General features: G+C 37.2%; 13 protein-coding genes, 1 tRNA gene and 1 pseudogene. 7 read left to right on the top strand and 8 right to left on the bottom strand.

Going from position 1 to position 17,895, the window contains the following annotated elements; all coding sequences use genetic code 11:
* Positions 1-40: 40 nt before the first annotated feature.
* Positions 41-829 carry a crotonase/enoyl-CoA hydratase family protein gene (locus tag AAV97_RS07590; protein ID WP_046760246.1) on the bottom strand — a complete coding sequence of 263 codons (789 nt, stop codon included), beginning with the start codon at positions 827-829 and terminating at the stop codon, positions 41-43.
* A 274-nt stretch (positions 830-1,103) separates the two neighbouring features.
* Positions 1,104-2,654, bottom strand: a complete 1,551-nt coding sequence (locus AAV97_RS07585) for a hypothetical protein (RefSeq protein WP_009585858.1) — start codon at positions 2,652-2,654, stop codon at positions 1,104-1,106.
* Positions 2,655-3,076: 422 nt separating this feature from the next.
* On the opposite strand from AAV97_RS07585, the gene nfuA reads away from it, so the two are divergent.
* Positions 3,077-3,715: a Fe-S biogenesis protein NfuA gene (gene nfuA / locus AAV97_RS07580; RefSeq protein ID WP_004828129.1), complete on the top strand. Its 639-nt coding sequence runs from the start codon at positions 3,077-3,079 to the stop codon at positions 3,713-3,715.
* Between the two features lie 281 nt (positions 3,716-3,996).
* Positions 3,997-6,030 carry a ligand-gated channel protein gene (locus AAV97_RS07575; RefSeq protein WP_046760245.1) on the top strand — a complete coding sequence of 678 codons (2,034 nt, stop codon included), beginning with the start codon at positions 3,997-3,999 and terminating at the stop codon, positions 6,028-6,030.
* A gap of 32 nt (positions 6,031-6,062) precedes the next feature.
* Here AAV97_RS07575 and AAV97_RS07570 read toward each other — a convergent pair whose 3' ends face one another.
* Complete coding sequence (locus tag AAV97_RS07570; RefSeq protein ID WP_046760244.1) at positions 6,063-7,073, bottom strand: hypothetical protein; 1,011 nt, start codon at positions 7,071-7,073, stop codon at positions 6,063-6,065.
* The gene (locus AAV97_RS07565) at positions 7,070-8,119 is read right to left on the bottom strand and encodes an alpha/beta fold hydrolase (RefSeq protein WP_009585807.1); all 1,050 of its coding nucleotides are present in this window, start codon (positions 8,117-8,119) and stop codon (positions 7,070-7,072) included. The genes AAV97_RS07570 and AAV97_RS07565 overlap by 4 nt, the downstream gene beginning before the upstream one ends.
* A gap of 323 nt (positions 8,120-8,442) precedes the next feature.
* Here AAV97_RS07565 and AAV97_RS07560 point away from each other — a divergent pair, with 323 nt between their 5' ends.
* Positions 8,443-9,057, top strand: a complete 615-nt coding sequence (locus tag AAV97_RS07560) for a carbonic anhydrase (RefSeq protein ID WP_004828139.1) — start codon at positions 8,443-8,445, stop codon at positions 9,055-9,057.
* A 68-nt stretch (positions 9,058-9,125) separates the two neighbouring features.
* Here AAV97_RS07560 and AAV97_RS07555 read toward each other — a convergent pair whose 3' ends face one another.
* Positions 9,126-10,481 carry an OmpP1/FadL family transporter gene (locus tag AAV97_RS07555; RefSeq protein ID WP_004828141.1) on the bottom strand — a complete coding sequence of 452 codons (1,356 nt, stop codon included), beginning with the start codon at positions 10,479-10,481 and terminating at the stop codon, positions 9,126-9,128.
* A gap of 532 nt (positions 10,482-11,013) precedes the next feature.
* Positions 11,014-12,132, bottom strand: coding sequence for a Fic family protein (locus AAV97_RS07550; RefSeq protein WP_046760243.1), 1,119 nt, complete (start codon positions 12,130-12,132; stop codon positions 11,014-11,016).
* Positions 12,133-12,292: 160 nt separating this feature from the next.
* Between AAV97_RS07550 and AAV97_RS21380 the strand changes: the two are divergent.
* Positions 12,293-12,484 (top strand): annotated as a pseudogene (locus AAV97_RS21380) (IS3 family transposase); the annotation flags it as partial.
* A 56-nt stretch (positions 12,485-12,540) separates the two neighbouring features.
* Here AAV97_RS21380 and AAV97_RS07545 read toward each other — a convergent pair.
* Positions 12,541-12,616: transfer RNA gene (locus AAV97_RS07545), tRNA-Arg, on the bottom strand.
* A gap of 72 nt (positions 12,617-12,688) precedes the next feature.
* Positions 12,689-14,059, bottom strand: coding sequence for an amino acid permease (locus AAV97_RS07540; protein WP_046760242.1), 1,371 nt, complete (start codon positions 14,057-14,059; stop codon positions 12,689-12,691).
* 319 nt (positions 14,060-14,378) lie between these two features.
* On the opposite strand from AAV97_RS07540, the gene prpF reads away from it, so the two are divergent.
* From prpF to AAV97_RS07525, 3 genes are all read left to right on the top strand, one after another.
* Positions 14,379-15,566: a 2-methylaconitate cis-trans isomerase PrpF gene (gene prpF / locus AAV97_RS07535; protein WP_046760241.1), complete on the top strand. Its 1,188-nt coding sequence runs from the start codon at positions 14,379-14,381 to the stop codon at positions 15,564-15,566.
* Positions 15,567-15,822: 256 nt separating this feature from the next.
* Entirely contained in the window at positions 15,823-16,785 is a 963-nt protein-coding gene (locus tag AAV97_RS07530) for a diguanylate cyclase domain-containing protein (protein WP_004828151.1), read from the top strand.
* Positions 16,786-16,939: 154 nt separating this feature from the next.
* Complete coding sequence (locus AAV97_RS07525; RefSeq protein WP_046760252.1) at positions 16,940-17,851, top strand: polyprenyl synthetase family protein; 912 nt, start codon at positions 16,940-16,942, stop codon at positions 17,849-17,851.
* Positions 17,852-17,895 lie beyond the last annotated feature (44 nt).

Here is a 17,895-nt window from a genome sequence, read left to right as displayed (position 1 = left end):
TCTCTAATTTTTTGGCATTGCTAAATCTTAAAATAATGATTTATTGACCCTTGAACTGTGGAGCACGACGTTCAATCATGGCTCTTACACCTTCCTGTGCATCTTCAGAGTTGAGCAACGGCGTCAATAAATTTTGCAAATTACCAAACGCAACTTCAGGGCTGTGTAAAAATGCTTGATGGGCAGAATGCAGCGCTGCTTTAACTGCAAGTGGTGCCGCACTTGCAATACGTTCAGCTAATTCCAATGCACGAATCAACTGATTATTGCCTTCAACGACTTCGGTAACCAAATTCATTTCATAGGCTGTTTGTGCATTGAACAAATCACCTGTGAGTACATATTTCATGGCTTTTGCCCAGCCTGCGGCTTGTACGAAACGTACTGTTGCGCCACCGAAAGGCAAGATACCACGTTGTACCTCGATCTGCGTAAACTGGGTATTTTGATTGGCAATGACAATATCTGAATTCAACATCAGTTCAATCCCTGCGGTATAACAATAGCCTTGGACTGCTGTAATCAATGGTTTTGTTCTTTGGCGCCCTACAGTCCCCCAAGGATTAACCATATCATCAGTAAAACTAAAAACGCCGTCAGCTAATTTGGGTTGTAACTCAACCAAATCTAAACCCGCAGTAAAATGTTCACCATGCGCAAAAACTACTGCGCAGCGAAGTTCAGGATTGTTTTCATATTCCGTGAGCGCAAGTGATAGGTCATGGATCATATGGCTATCAAAAGCATTCCGCTTATCTGCACGATCCAAGCCGATTAAGAAAATATGACCTCGGATTTCTCGGCTTACTTTTCCTTGTGAATTTAACATATTGTTGTTCTCGCTTTAGTTGTTTTATCTATTTTTAAACGATCGTTAGAAAACTGTCAATTGTATAAAAATGACGCGATCGTTTAACTGTGTATAACATATTTTTTTAAACATTCAATTGATCAAATTTATTCAACTTAAGTGAGTTTAAGTGGTAAATAACATGATGCTGTAATCAACACTTTGAACAGTGAAATATTTTTATATTTAAAAGAAATGCCCATTTATCATAAATAAATGGGCATTACCTGATCAACTTTTTAAAATTGAACAATTATTTTTTGGTTTTTCCTAAAATCTTCTGAATAGGAAGCTTATCCGTTGCAAAGCCATAAATCGCTGCAAAAGGAAGTGCTGTACGGGCAAGATAGGCAACACGCCATAAACCACCATGATTCGCACCTTCCATCATCAACTCTAATGGATGTTCCATTTGTGTTGCTGGGTTGGCAACCGAGTTTGGGTTTTTGAGATCATGAATCCACAATGCCGCCATGATCGAATTGGTGGTTTCAGGGCTAAATGCTTCAACATCAAATAAACTTGCACCATTAAACGCAGCTTTAAGTAATGGATTTTTAGTGACAGAGTGAGTTGTGGTTGATGGGGCAATATTGATACTGACATGTTGTCCTTGATGTCTTGCTAAAGTCGCACGCCATTGTTGAATGCGTTTTGCTAAAGCATAGTTCGGACCTTGCTCAACCACTAAACAGTCAGCAATGCCATAAGCTTTGCCATTTTCAGAGTGTATTAGCTGCTGATTGTTATTCTTGAAAAATTGTTTTAAAGAGAGTGCTGAGATACTTTTGCTGAGTATTGTTTCAAATTTTGATCGTTGTTTAAACTTTTCTGTAGCACCTTCAATTACTTCTTTTGGCACTGCATAGACATCCGTTGGCGTACACATATACATCAATGATGAGTCAGTTTTTTGTTCACTGACATTGCTCATGATACTGTCCATTGCGATTGAAACACGCACATGCTTTTCACCATCTAGATATGCAATAGATGCCAAGTCTAGTTTGTGTGGGTTCTCGCATAACCATTGCGTAATTTCAGGAATTTGGGTGAGTAAATTTGCTCCAAGTTTGGTTTTTAGTTCATTCAAATCATTGCTGTCATTGATTTGTTGTAAGCTTGGTGCATAGAGGGTGGCATTACCATTTTGAATAGTCTCGAGAATTTTCCCCCAAACACGCTCATTGGGTAAATCTACTGCAACAATATTGGCTTTCCATTGAGCTAACCATGTCAAAGGACCTGCTTCTGAGGCTGCGCCGAATAAAACCAAAGTACGGTCAGATAAATCAAACCATTCTGGATGGGCAACCACTTCTCTTAAGGCATCCGCATGGCTGGTTTCAATGATGCCTGCTTCTTGCCATGTCTGAATTTGTTTGAGTAAGGCTTCACCTGAAAGTTTTTGTCCATGATAAGGAACAAACCATTCGGGTTGTGCATCCGATTGTCCTTTAATCGTGATGGTTTGAATTTTGTCTAAGAGGGGAACTGACATCACGTCTTTTAAGGAATAACGCTGCCCATCTCTGAAAAAGTCAAAGCTGTGTTGAGCTTTATGTAAGCCTTGTTTTGCAATCGTGATCGCGTTATGCGTAGATTGAATGCCGTTTTCTACCAATGCTTTAAAATAAATGGGATAATTTTTACGCCAGTTTTTTTCATCCAACACCTTTTGAGCATTGATATTGTCAACCAATGACAGTGCCTCAGCAATAATTTCCTTGCCTACTTGGGAGCTGCTGCTTTTTTGGGTTTCAGGATGAACCGTGAATTGTAAACCTTCATTTGAACTGGACATGCAAAATATCTCGTTTTACTTCATCATTAATATACAGATGTATACATTATCCATGCCAAATTCAGGAATCGAGTGGCATAATCTGACAAAATGCAGCTCAATTGGTTGTGCGATTGTAATGTCACATCAAACGAAATGTTGAGATGAGATTGGGTTGTTAAAATATTTTAGCTGAGTCAGTGTATTTCACATATTTCAGTCATGGATTGCTTTGGAATTGATGTATTACACTTGATCTTACTGGTAAAAATTTAGCGATTGAAAAGCTTTTTTTTGATGTGAATGAGGATAATTTTTGTCTCGAATTTTGAATATCTTATGTTTTTACATCTTTTTAATTTAATTCCGACAATTTTAGTTGATTTTTGGTCATTCAGCCTCATCTTCAGTTAAAATACCGACTTCAGCTTGAGGATAGAGTTATGTCGACTGAGAACACCAATACTGCAGTTGCAGAAGAAATTCCAAATTTATTGATTACTCCAAATGCGCAGGAGTATTTAAAAGATCTTTTGGAGAAGCAAAATACTCCAGGAATTGGCGTTCGTGTATTCGTTGAAAATCCAGGGACTCCACGTGCAGAATGTTGTATGGCGTACAGTGCGCCTGATGAAGTTGCTCCAACAGATTACAAGCAAGATTATCCTGATTTTCCAGCATTTATTGATACACCATCTATTCCATATCTAAAAGATGCGGTAATTGACTACAACAAAGACCGTTTTGGTGGTCAATTAACATTTCGTGCGCCAAACTCGAAAGTACCACGTGTTGGTCCAGATGCGTCAATGGAAGAAAGAATTACCTATATTCTTCAAGCGGAAATTAATCCAGGACTTGCAGGGCATGGTGGTAATTGTGCTTTGGTTGAAGTTATTGAAGATGAAGAGCATGGTTTAACGGCTGTATTGAAATTTGGTGGTGGTTGTCAGGGCTGTTCAGCAATCGATGTCACATTGAAGCAAGGCGTTGAAACTACCTTAAAACAGCACATTCCAGAGTTAGGTCGTGTGGTAGATCAAACTGATCATAGCCAAGCCGAAGGTGCATACTTCAAATAATTTGTCTCATCAATATACTGATTCAAAGTGATTCAAAAAAGCCTTCGAAAATTCGGAGGTTTTTTTTGACAATTTATTTTTTTGAATTTTAGCAACCTTAAATGAAACTTAAAAAAATAGGAAAATCTTAAATATAAGCGCAAAAGCGTATAAAAAATAATCAAACAAATAATAAAAATGAGAATAATTCTTAATATTGTTTATAATGCTGTGGTGTTTTTATTACACATTGTATCTCAATCTTCATTGTCTATTCATTCTTAGCCTCTTTGGAATACCTTATGTTGACTCGCCGTATCATCCAATCTGCGTTATCTCTCTCCATTGTTACCGTTATGGTGGGCACTGCATATGCAGCTAACTCACAAGAAACTTCAAATAAAGCAGAAAATCAGTCAACAGAAGCGACAAAACTAGACACAATAGTTGTGACCGCAAGTGGTTTTGAACAAGAAGTTAAACAAGCTGCTGCATCTATCTCAGTATTAAGCCAAGAAGATATTAATAAAAAAGCATATCGTGATATCACCGATGCATTAAAAGATGTGCCAGGTGTTGTGGTCACTGGTGGGGGAAGTTCAAGTGATATTAGTATCCGCGGTATGGGAAGTGCTTATACGGTTATCCTGATTGATGGTAAAAAAGTAAATACGCGTTCAGTTCGTCCGAATAGTGATAACTCAGGTATTGAGCAAGGGTGGATGCCGAGTATTGAAAGTATTGAACGTATTGAAGTCATTCGTGGTCCAATGTCTGGCTTATATGGTTCAGATGCTATGGGTGGTGTTATTAATATTATTACCAAAAAGGTTTCAGATACTTGGACCAGTTCGGTTAAATTAGACACGACACTCCAAGAAAATAGGGATTCTGGAGATATACATCAAGCAAACCTATATGTTTCTGGTCCATTGATTCGTAATTTATTAGGTCTAAAAGCCAATGGAACGTTTTCACAGCGTAATGAAGATGACATCATTGGCGGCTACAACAAGCAACGTATACGAGCAGGCGGTGCGACACTGAGTTTGACGCCAAATGCTGAACATACCATTGATTTAGAATATCAGCGATCGATTCAGAATCGTGATCAAACAGTGGGTAAAACTATTGCTAATGTGCCAGGACGAAATGGCAAGCTTCCGACCGATTCATATACAGATTACTACCGCACTGAGTATAGTTTGACTCACCGTGGTGAAATTGGTGATTTAAAAACCCATTCTTATGTTCAACGTGAAGAAAATGATAATCCTTCACGTAGCATGGAAGCCATCAATACAACTTTTAATACCTTGAACCAAATCAATTTAGGTTCCCATGCTTTAAGCTTTGGAGGAAGTTATTTAAAAGAAGAGCTTGAAGATTTTGGAAACCAATTGAGTGTTGGGGGAACAAAATTAACAAACCTAGATCGTTATAGTTGGGCTCTATTCGCTGAAGATGCATGGAATATTGTAGATCCATTCACGATCACTGCATCATTACGCTACGACAAAGATGAAAAGTTCGGTGATCATTTCAGTCCGAAAGTCTATGGTGTATGGACATTGAATGATAACTGGATTATCAAAGGTGGTGTGTCAACTGGTTATAAAACACCAGCATTACGTGCCACTGTTGCAGGATGGGGACAAGCCACAGGTGGTGGTCAGTCAAGTGGTATGATTGTGGGTAACCCTGACTTAAAACCAGAAACCAGCGTGAACTATGAAGCATCAATCAATTGGGACAATAATGAGGATTTAGATGCAGGCTTCACGGTATTCAATAGTGAATTCAAAGATAAAATTACAGAAATCCGTACTTGCCAAGGAGACTCTGGAAGTATGAATTGTCCTTGGTTGGGGCAAAATTTTGACTTTGTTAGTCAACGTATCAACGTAGATAAAGCAAATATGCGAGGTATTGAGGCAACTTTTGGTTGGGCAATTACCCCCGATGTTCGATGGGCTACAAACTATACCTTTACGGATACTGAACAGAAGAGTGGGGTATTCAAAGGGAAACCATTAAACGAAATGCCAAAACATATGTTCAATACCACTTTAGATTGGCAAACCAATGATCAAGTGGGAATGTGGAGCCGTTTAAACGTCAGAAGTAAAACATCTGAGTATTTAAGCCGTACATCAATGAGTAATGGTAAACCTGCCTATGCAATGGTAGATATTGGATTAAACTATAAACCTTCAAAAGTATTGCAGTTCAATGCAGGTATTTATAATTTATTTGATAAAACCATAGAAACTACGACTTATAATTACGTGTTGGATGGTCGTCGTTATAATCTAGGTTTAATTTATAAGTTTTAATTTCTAAATTAAAGTGAGGAAGAAAAGGCGCTTTATGCGCCTTTTTCTAATTTTAAAATATTTAAAGTTTCATCAGAATAATAGAACTGCTCTAAATAGACCCGTGCACGATTTTTTAAATGTGTAGATGAAATCATTCTTTGGATCACAGGTTCAAGCAAAGCCTGTAATTCATGTTGAATCAATGCTTCATCAATATTGATGTCAGATAAAATCAAATCAAACTGACGCTCTTGGTTTCGTGCATACCAAGTAAGTATGCCATCATGAACTTGTTTCTTTAAATAGTCTGTTTGACGGATATGTTCCCAAATCTCATGACCCATCTCTACTGTTTTTGGTAAGTCATTAATTTCTACATACTGACGAAGTACACCAATCGGGATTTTTTTAATTTTGTGCCATAGATTGGCTTGAAAATGATACAGCTTGTTGTCATCAAATTGTTGATTAATGACTTGTTCACTAAGTTGGCTGATTTTGATAATATTTTTTTGCAAATAATGCTTAACAGTATCATCCAAATTCGTGTCTGTGACAGATTCCAAGACGGATTTTCCCATCTTCATGAAACGTCCAACACCAGGAACTTTTTTATTCATGACTGAATTATCGATATAATCTTGAATAGAATGGTGAATCAGCTGAGTCAACATACTCGAAAATGCAGGATTATTAACAATACGTTTGATCAAAGCTTGGCGATGTCCTGATTTGCTTGCAACATATTGGGCGATTTTATCAATCGTCGTAACAGGGATAATATCTTCAATTAGGGTTTCATCATTGCTTGGATGAATTAAAGCAAAACGAATATGTTCAGCAATCTGTTCAATCAGAAAATCACTCGCAGGCGTTGCTAAAACCTGCTTATATAATAAGTCATTAATTTGCGAAAATGACCAGATTTCTTTTAAAGGTTGTTTTCTAAACCAATGATAAAACTCTGTAAATTCAGCTTTAATAGTCTCAGGCTGAGAAAAAGTTTGATCTAAAAATACCAATTGAGCGTCGATTAATTGTTCAATGAGAGGATGTTTCATTTTTTGAACTCGATTTGTGTATGCCTAGGCTCAGACAGTGGATTTTGCAGGGGTTGTACTTTATTTAAAAAACTTAAATAGTAATCCGCAACTCGTTCTGGTGCTTCTAATAATGGCATATGACCAACACGAGGTAAAAGCACAGGTGTTTCAGGTCGTTTTAATACGGATTTTAATTCATTGGCAACATCAGCATTGATGATCTGATCTTGTTGACCCCATAAAATTAATGTGGGGGCTTCAATGTTTTTTAACATGGTGGTGAATGTTGTAGGGGTGTACAGTCGATTGAGGGCGTCAATTTGATTGATGATTTTTGCTGTATCTTGTGATTTAGCGATAAATAATTTTTCCTGTTCTTCCTTAATTACACTGGCTGTAAATGGAGGATTGAACATAACTTTTTTCATGACAAAATCTAAATCACCTTTCTGAGTGATGAGCAACTGCCTCAAGTAGATTGGATTTTTTAAATAATTGGTATTGGTCGATTTAAAAATACCTCCAGTACTCATCAAAAATAAACTTTTGGTGTCAAATGGGTACTGAGATGCGTAAAACATGGCGATGGTGCCACCCAAAGAGTGTCCGGCTATGTTTAAATTATCTTGGATATGTGCTGCTTCAATAAAGCGCCGAAGTTGTTCCGTGACATTGGGTACAGATAAATCAAAATTTGCTGGAACCTGGGTACTTCCTGCAGATGGTAAATCAGGGATAATTACGTGATAGAAAGGGGTTAATAATCGCGCAGTCTCATTCCACGTATCCCGACTACTGGCGAGACCATGAATCAATAAAACCGTGGGTTTATCTTTTGAGCCACCTTCGCTGTAAGACCAGACTACATCACCCACACGTAATGTTTTAGAACTTAGCCCTGCCCAAGCACGTTCTTCTTGCACGATTTTTAAATAGTCGACATATTCTGGTGTATTGGAAGCTGCATAAGTCTGGCTTGCCAAAAGAATGCTACTGACTGCGGTCAAACTTAATAACATGTTATTCAAAAAACGAAGAATTTTCTTTAGGGGCAGATCAAACATGCATAGAGTTCCTAACAAAAGACTTGGCATTATATAAAGTAAAAATATTATTCATGATCATAATTTTTTCAGCATTTGCTCGGAAAGTAATATTTGTCATTTTTTTGCCAAAAGAATAGACAAGAAATGAGCAAATTAAATAACTATTTTGTAATGTAGTTAAATAATTTAAATAAAATTGTGAATTATATCTATATATTTTTGTGATTCTAAGGGGAGTCTCATCAATAACAAAAATTGTAACAGAGTTTATTTTTAGTCAGTGACATTCAAATTTTACAGCATTAAAATAGTCCAAATCTCCGCACAATGGAACATAGGATATGCTAACTGCTCAAGAAGCTTTAGAACGATTAAAACAAGGTAATGAACGTTTTGCTCATGGTGAAACCAATCTGACTAAATTTTTGACGCATCAGCAACGATCTGAAATGGTAGATAGTCAGGAACCTTTTGCCATCATTCTAGGTTGTTCAGATTCACGTGTTCCAGCAGAAATGGTATTTGACCAAGGATTTGGTGATTTATTTGTGATTCGTGTGGCAGGGAACATCGTTGCGCCTTCACAAGTAGGTAGTGTTGAGTTTGCTGCAGATAGTTTTGGTTGCCCATTAGTTGTGGTTTTGGGACATAGTCATTGTGGTGCAATACACTCCACCATCGAGGCGCTCAAAAATCCAAATACGCCGCCATCTGCAAATCTCATGTCAATTGTCAATCGTGTCCGTCCGTCCGTTGAAATTCTGATGCAAACAGAATTAAAAGATGATTTAGAAAAATTATCGATGCATGCTGTGAAATCAAATGTTTTTGCATCTGTAAATCAATTACGTCATGGTTCAGCCGTTTTAGAGAGTTTAATTGCGCAAGGTAAACTGAAAGTTGTCGGGGCTGAATATTCTTTAGAAACTGGTGAAGTTTCGTTTTATGATTTTTAGTCCTATCATTTTATAGAAGACATAAAAAAATCCCACGCTAGGTGGGATTTTTTATGTCTATAGATTGCTTAGAATCTATAACCCATTTTTAAACCATATGCGATTGCATTGTTGTCTTTAAATTCAGCAACATAATCATTACCGCCAGCTTGAGCACCAGTTTGTGCTTTAGCATCGCCTAACCAGAAGTATTTCACACCACCAGCAATAAATGTTGATGGAGTAGGGCTATACTGAACACCTAAACCAAGGTTCCAATAACCTTCAGTTGGACCAAGAGTTGTAATAGGGTTACCCGCACCTGAGTCCCAACCAACAGATACATTTCCAGCCCATTGTTCATTCAGTTTACGACCAACACCAACAGTTGCAGAGAATTGATCTTTAGAATATTCAACGAGGTTAAAGCCATTTGGACGTGCATTGTTCGGATTTGCTAAACCTAATAAGGGACCAACTGCAGTTGAAACATTACCAAACTTGTAAGGGCGGATAGAGAAGCTAGACCAATCTACCCAGCGCAAGTTTGCAAATGCAACTGTATTTTCCATGATCCCTGTTTGGAAGTCTAAATTTACAGATTGTGGTGTTGTAATTTTAGTTTTCCCAGACTCTTTGTTGGCAGCTAATGCTTTCAATAATGCTGGTGTCATTGCTGCACCAGTGTTGCCTAAGCTTGCAAGTAAGCCTTGTAATTGTGATGCAGGCATTGCACCTAATGCATCGGCAATAGCAATAGTTTCTGTAGCATCTGCATCATGATCAATTTCAGAGCGATAAGTTACAGATGCTTTTAAAGCGATATCTGGAATCTGGAATGCCGCACCCGCTAACCAACCTGCACCACTTGTTTCTTTAATTTTTGCATCATAGCCATTATATAAGCTATATGCTTTACCACGAAGACTTACATTACCTTTAACTGTTTGGTAAACACCACCACCATAGAAATTAAAGTTTTCATTTGGTTGGAAACCAAAAATCATTGAAATATTTTGCGTATCAACTTTTACTTTAGTGTTTCCAGTCACGCCACCAAGTTGAGTGGTCGTAATTGGCAAACCAGTCAATACTGGATCAGTTGGAGCCGCAACAAATTCATTAGTTCCATTGTAGGCTGCATCTGCACCAAATGGTTGGTCATAGAGTAAACCAAATGAAAAATTATCTGTAAGTTGAAGCTTTAATGCAGCAGATGGGAAATAATAATCATCGCCCATATCATTAATGTTACGTCCACCCATTGCTGCAGTTTCTTTTCCTTCAACAGTTGGGTCTAGAACAGAAATTCCTGCTTCAAAATAATTGCCTGGCTGTAAAAAAGCAGAAATGGATTGACCTGAACGATCTAAGGCTGCGGCAAAAACGCCAGTTGCTGGCAAAGTTGCAACAATTAACGCTACCGATAGATTTTTTAATTTCATTTTAATTTTTCCCTAATATAATAAAATGAATACTTTGAATTACTTAAGTTTTGAGTGAGAAATAATTTTGATACCTAAATAACAACTCAAAGTTACTCCTAGTTACAAAATAACATATAAAAAATAAGAGTAAATACTCTAGGACACTAATTCTCGAAAAAAAAATGAACTATATAGTTTAATTAATAAGCATAAAGTTTTGTGCTAAATTAAAAATCATTATTATTTAAATAGATATGTTTAGTTTTGTCATTAAAAGTTTTGGTTTTTCCCTATATTATTGATCGCGTAATTGTGTGAAATATGATCAGGTGAAAAAATGAGACTTTAGTTTGATTGAAAACCAATTATTAGAATAAGACCTGAAGAAATATCCATTATTGTCAATAAGGTCATGTTTTTATCAATAAATTTATTTATGCGCCCTGAGGGACTCGAACTGTTAGGTTATCTCATTGAATTTTAATTTTATAATTTATGAATTAAATTGATTTTACCGCAAACTATACCGTAAAAAATAAAAGTACTCTATTTATAATTGAGTATTGATCTGATAGCAAGTATTGCGCCCACCACCTTCCAATTTGATTATACACTCTTTTTCCAGCAAGTCAGATAAGTGCCGTGTAGCTGTTGCTTTACTCACTTTAGCAACCTTTTGATATTGTGAGGCACTGATACCATGTTCAAAGCCATTTTCACCACCATCTAATAGACGATTTAATACTTTACGTTGTCCTTCATGGAGATCTAAGTTTGAATACTTATGCCAAAACCTACTTTTAAATAATGTTCGATGAATTTGCTTTAACGTCGTTTCAAGGCTGTCACTTAAGGTGTCTAAAAACCAAACAAGCCAATTTGTGATATTGGAATCACTTTTTTGGGTTTGTTCTAAAATTTCATAGTAACTTTTGCGTTTATTTAATATCACGGGGGACATCGCATACAAACGTATGCTCTGTTCATCCATTTGTGCTAATGCAAGGTCTGTGAGGGTACGTGTAATACGACCATTACCATCATCAAAAGGGTGGAGTGTGATAAACCATAAGTGTGTGATACCCGCACGGAGTAGGGGGTCAAGCAAAGCATTATTTAGACTATGATTAAACCAATTGATAAAGGCTTCTAAACGTTCTTCTAGTCCCTCTCTCGGAGGTGCTTCGAAGTGAACTGTTGGGTGATCCAATCGACCGGAGACAACCTGCATTGGTTCTGAACCTCTGAGTTGACCAATACGTAAGCGCTGCATTGTCCAATCAGGGTCATTAAAAAGCCATTGGTGCCATTGCATAAGACGTTTAACAGTAAGTGGTTGTTTTACGTTGTTAAGCGCATCCAGCATGATGTTGGCTAAGCCTTCAGATCGGTCTGAACTTGGGTAAGGTTGTTCAAGGGTAACACCTAAACGTCGGGCAAGAGAGGAGCGTAATGAATACACATTTAAGGTCTCATCTTCAATCGCTGACGATGCTACAAGATTGGCAAGTAGAATATCTAAGGTAAATTGTTCTTTGGCTAAATCATACTGACTTTGCCCAAGTAAAATTCCAATTTTTTGATGAATTTGTCTAGTTTTGGGTAAGATGGTTTCATCTTCCCATGTGAAGTTTATCCAGTTGTCACTTTGCCAAATCCAATCTTGCATTTTAATCTCCACCTTGAACCTTTCCAAGGTGAGCTAAATATAACATATATTTGGCTCAATAAATGAGCTGAATGTGATGCTTATTTGGTTCATTTATACTCATGTACTTCTATTATTGACTATGAGGTACATTATTGCTGAATAACTTTCTTTAATTAGATGTCTCATATTTCAAATTCATCAGACCTGTTATCGTTATAAAGCTCAATTAGATGGGCAAAATAAGATGATTGTAGCCTGGTTGCTGGTGCTCACCACCGAGAATAAAACTTGAGGCTTTTAGCTTTACTTCTTGTACCTAGGTAATGTCAAAGTTTACCTATGGCATCACAAATGTGTTTACCGAATTTATTGTGTTTAATTAATTATTGTATCAGTGACATGTGGGAGTGTTTGGAGTTAATGATTTGGTGCGCCCTGCGGGACTCGAACCCACGTCGGTCGCTTAGGAGGCAACTGCTCTATCCAATTAAGCTAAGGGCGCGATAAGTCAATAATTTACCGTATATGCCTATGAAAAAAAAGCTATTATCGAGATAATAGCTTTATGTTCGTTCTATTTTTCTTCTGGTTTTATTTCATTCGGATTCAAAATATCAAATAAAATTAGCATTAACGTGATCCATACAGGAATCATCAATACCGATTCTTTAAAACCTTGATCCCACATGATATATAAAACCACACCAATAAAGATAATCACCACAAAGTTACTCATTGGAGCCCATAGAGCAGGGTATTTACTGGTTTGATTGGTTAAGCGTAATGCACGTTTAAATTTTAAGTGGGTCAAAGTGATCATTAACCAGTTGAGTACTAAGGCGCCTACAACCACATACATCAAATGACTTAATGCGTCTTCTGGCAAATAGTAATTTAACGGCACACAACCTAAAATCAAGAACGCAGAAAGTAGGACTGATGGAATAGGTACGCCGTGTTTATTGGTTTTGGTAAAGATTTTAGGTGCATTTCCTTGCTTGGCTAAGCCATAAAGCATACGGCTATTGGCATACATACCACTGTTATATACAGAAAGTGCTGCGGTCAAGATAATGAAATTCACCAAGTGGGCTGCCCATGCGATCCCAATCATACTGAAAACCATGACGAATGGACTTTTGTCTAAACCACCAAAATTTAACTGATTCCAAGGCACCAATGATAAAAGAATGATCATTGAACCCACATAAAAAATCAAAATACGAGGCACAACTTGATTGATTGCTTTCGGAATGGTTTTTTCAGGATCTTTTGCTTCAGCCGCAGCCATACCAACTAATTCGATTCCGCCAAATCCAAACATGAGGAAAGCCAGCATGAAGAATAACCCTTCAAATCCATTGGGGAAGAAGCCACCATGCGACCATAGATTTGAAAAAGCGATACCGGATGTAACATCTGCGGTAAGTATCAGATAAATACCGAAAACAATCATGGCAATAATTGCAGTGACTTTAACAATAGATAACCAAAACTCTGATTCACCGTAGAATTTAACATTTCCTAAGTTGATGAGTGTAATCAGCACAAAGAAAAACAGTACCGAAATCCAATTGGGGATTTCAGGCCACCAATAGTTGATATATTTACCTACAGCCGTGAGTTCTGTCATTGCGACCAGAACATAAAGCATCCAGTAATTCCAGCCCGTCAAAAATCCTGGAAATTTCCCCCAGTATTTATTGGCAAAATGACTAAAAGAACCCGCAACAGGTTCATGAACAATCATTTCCCCCAGTTGACGCATAATTAAAAAAACGATCAAACCGCCTATTGCATAACCCAAAATAATGGATGGCCCAGCTTTTTCGATGACATGTGCTGAACCCAAAAACAGTCCTGTTCCAATAGCGCCACCCATGGCAATCAATTGAATATGACGATTTTTAAGTCCACGTTGTAACTGTGTAGACTCGTTGCTCAATGTATATAGCTCTATTTATACGAATTTAAATATTGTAATAGATTGGTTACTTTTAGCCTAGTATCGGATTGATTTATAAAGGAGAACTGCAAAGTCAAAAAACAGTATCTTCAAGTTTTTGTTTAATTTTCAATGCAATAAGTTTTATTTTAGCTTTTTAAATTTATATTTAATCTGGTGGATATTTATTCAATTTTCATTTTTTTATTTCATACTTAAGTCAATCAATCCGTGTTTTTTCAAAAAAAAAGGGTAATATAAAACTGAATAATGATTCATTATTTTAGACAACAAAGATAATTGAAAGGAATGCGATAAAATGAGTTTTGCACCGCAAATCAAAATCCCTGCAACCTATATGCGTGGGGGGACCAGTAAAGGCGTGTTCTTTAGGTTGGAGGACTTGCCGGAACGCGCGCAAACAGCTGGACAAGCACGTGATCAATTGTTACTTCGAGTGATCGGTAGTCCAGATACTTATGGAAAGCAAATTGATGGCATGGGTGGTGCAACATCAAGTACCAGTAAAACGGTGATTTTGTCAAAGAGTTTACAACCTGAACATGATGTAGATTATCTTTTTGGACAAGTTTCAATTGATAAAGCATTTGTGGATTGGAGCGGTAACTGCGGAAATCTCACTGCTGCGGTAGGTTCCTTTGCAATAAGTAATGGTTTGGTCGCAGCAGATCGAATTCCTGAAAATGGTATTTGTACTGTTCGTATATGGCAGGCGAATATTCAAAAAACGATTATTGCACATGTTCCTGTAAGTCATGGTCAAGTTCAAGAAACCGGAGACTTTGAGCTAGATGGTGTAACCTTTCCTGCGGCAGAGGTACAAATTGAATTTTTAGATCCTGCGGACGATGGCGAAGATGGCGGAGCAATGTTTCCAACAGGCAATGTGGTTGATACTTTAGATGTGCCAGAAATTGGTACATTCCAAGCCACTTTAATCAATGCAGGAATTCCAACAATTTTCTTAAATGCAGAAGAGATTGGTTATACAGGCACAGAACTACAAGATGATATTAATGCTGATAGTGCCGCTTTAGCGCGTTTTGAAAAAATTCGTGCTTATGGTGCATTGAAAATGGGCTTAATTCAGCACATTAGTGAAGCTGCAAATCGTCAACATACTCCGAAAGTGGCATTTGTGTCTAAGCCTAAAAGTTATACTTCTTCAAGTGGTAAACAAGTGACACAATCAGATACAGATTTACTGGTTCGTGCACTGTCAATGGGTAAACTTCATCACGCAATGATGGGAACAGCAGCGGTAGCAATTGGTACGGCGGCAGCTATTCCACAAACCTTGGTGAATTTGGCTGCTGGAGGTGGTGAGCGCGAGGCAGTACGCTTTGGTCATCCGTCAGGAACGCTTCGAGTGGGCGCACAAGCTTTAAATGAAAATGGTCAATGGGTTGTAAAAAAAGCCATCATGAGTCGTAGTGCACGAGTGCTTATGGAAGGTTGGGTGCGTATTCCTGCGGATAGTTTCTAATCTCTTTTAAGATTTAAAGCTTTATCGATTGGTCTAATTCATTTCGACAAAAAACCTTGCTTATGCAAGGTTTTGTTATTTTGTGACGTTTGTCGTCAATTGTATTATTTTTGAGTGGTGTATTGCATAATATTAATTATATTATATAGAAACTTATTTTATTGAATGCTTTTTCTACGTATTCAATCTTGTATTTAGAGGTGAATTCAACGCTGATTTCACTTTATTCAAAAATAAATCAGCTTTGAGGTGGTGTATGGAACAAGAGCTTATAAAACTACAAGCTAGCCTTGAAAGTTTGAAAGTTTTTGAATATTTACAAGATATAGATAAATTGCATTTGGTTTCGTTTATCTCGCAGATTCCTTTACCGATCGCTTTGCTTGATCAAGAAGCACGCTTTTTAGGTGTGAATCAAAAGTTTGCGGACATTTATGAAAGTGATGCACTGTATTTGTTTGATAAGTTGCTAAATACATTTTCCACAGTGGTTTTTGCCCATTTTAATGAAGCAATGCGCCATTTTGCAAAAAATCAAAATGATTTTGAGCAGGAATTTTATGTCAAAGGAAAATTCTATCTCTCTTATTTTAAAGCAATTCGTAATCAAGATAATGAAATTGAAAGGGTTGTGGTGGTTTGCTCTGATATCACGCGGTTAAAACGACGTGAAAATGTTTTATTAAATAATAATCGAAAGTTACATAATCACCTTTATTTGGATTTAGTGACAGGCTTACAAAATGCTTTTGCTTTTGATCATTACCTAAGTGAAAAATGGAAAAAGAATCAGCAAACAACAATTTCGTTCATTAAAATTGATTTAGATGACTTTAAGCGTTTTAACCAACTCAACAGTTATACTGCTGGAGACGATATTTTAATTCGGTTGGGCGCTGTACTTAGTGAAGCCATCAGTCAAACTGAAGCACAGATTTTTCGTTTAAATTCAGCAAGTTTTGTGGTTGCGATAGCGCAGTTGACTGAGTGGGCAGTCATGACACTTGCTGAAAGATTTAGATTTGCCATTACCGAAGAAAAAATATTTTTTGGAAAAAACGATGAATATCTAACGGCATCTATCGGGATTGTGCATTTAGATCCAGAACATCAAAATGTAGAAGTTGATGTTAAAAAAGAACTCGATTTCGCTGTTCGTTACGCAAAGAAAAAAGGCAAAAACTCCTTATTTTTATTTAAAAATTTAGGTTTGGATTAAATAAAGCTTTAGTTCTGTATTTCGCATATATGTATGCCAATAAATGGGTGAGAATTATAATCACTCATAGTAGAATGTCTCTGACTCATCCAATATATCCATTTTTTTGAAACTTGATTTCTAGTTTTAAAAAATTGTGCAAAACGAGGCAGATGTGACTTCAATTCCCCATGTAAATGCAGAAATTTTACAACAGGCACAAGTGCAAATTCAGCAAGATTTACAAACAGCTTTAGATGCTTTTTCTTTGCCTGAACCATTAAAATCAGCTGTGCATCATACTGTGATGTTAGGGGGAAAACGGGTTAGACCTGCTTTAAGTTATGCAACATCTCAATTAAAAGCTGATAATCCAAATTTTGCAGCGGTGCGACGAGCAGCAGTGGCAATTGAATTTATACATTGCTATTCATTGGCACATGATGACTTACCTTGCATGGACAATGATTTATTACGTCGTGGACAACCGACATGTCACGTCGCTTTCGGTGAGGACACTGCATTATTGGCAGGTGATATATTGCAATCCATGGCATTTGAGGTTTTAGGGAGTCGGCTTTTCGATCAAGGACAAACAGTAGATCAAGCCATTATTCTCAAGCAAATGCAGATTTTGGCAACAGCCAGTTCAAAAATGGTGTGTGGGCAGGTTTTAGATTTACAGGCTGAAGGCAAACATGTTGATCAGGAACATCTGGAAAATATTCATCGTAATAAGACAGGTGCACTCATTCAGGCAGCAATTATGATGGCTGCTGTGACCATTTTTTCAGGAACGGATCAGGCGATTCCGCAACTGCGTCAGTATGGTCAAGCGATCGGTTTAGCCTTTCAAGTACAAGACGATATCTTAGACGTTATTTCGGATACTGAATCTTTAGGAAAAACGGCAGGCAAAGATGAGCAAGTAGATAAATCAACTTATCCTGCGTTAATGGGTTTGGAAAATGCTCAAATTTATGCGCAACAATTACATGATCAAGCATTTAAAGCACTTGCTTATTTTGGAGAAGATGCTAAAGAGCTCAACCAAATTTCACAATTCTTGCTGGCTCGAAAAAGCTAACGGAAATATTTAAAGAGCAAGATACATCAATACTATAGTCGTGA

The organism is Acinetobacter sp. Ag2 (genome assembly GCF_001005515.1).
Lineage (GTDB): Bacteria > Pseudomonadota > Gammaproteobacteria > Pseudomonadales > Moraxellaceae > Acinetobacter > Acinetobacter bereziniae.
The sequence above is the reverse complement of the archived record's forward strand: the minus strand, read 5'-3'. Positions and strand labels throughout refer to the sequence as shown.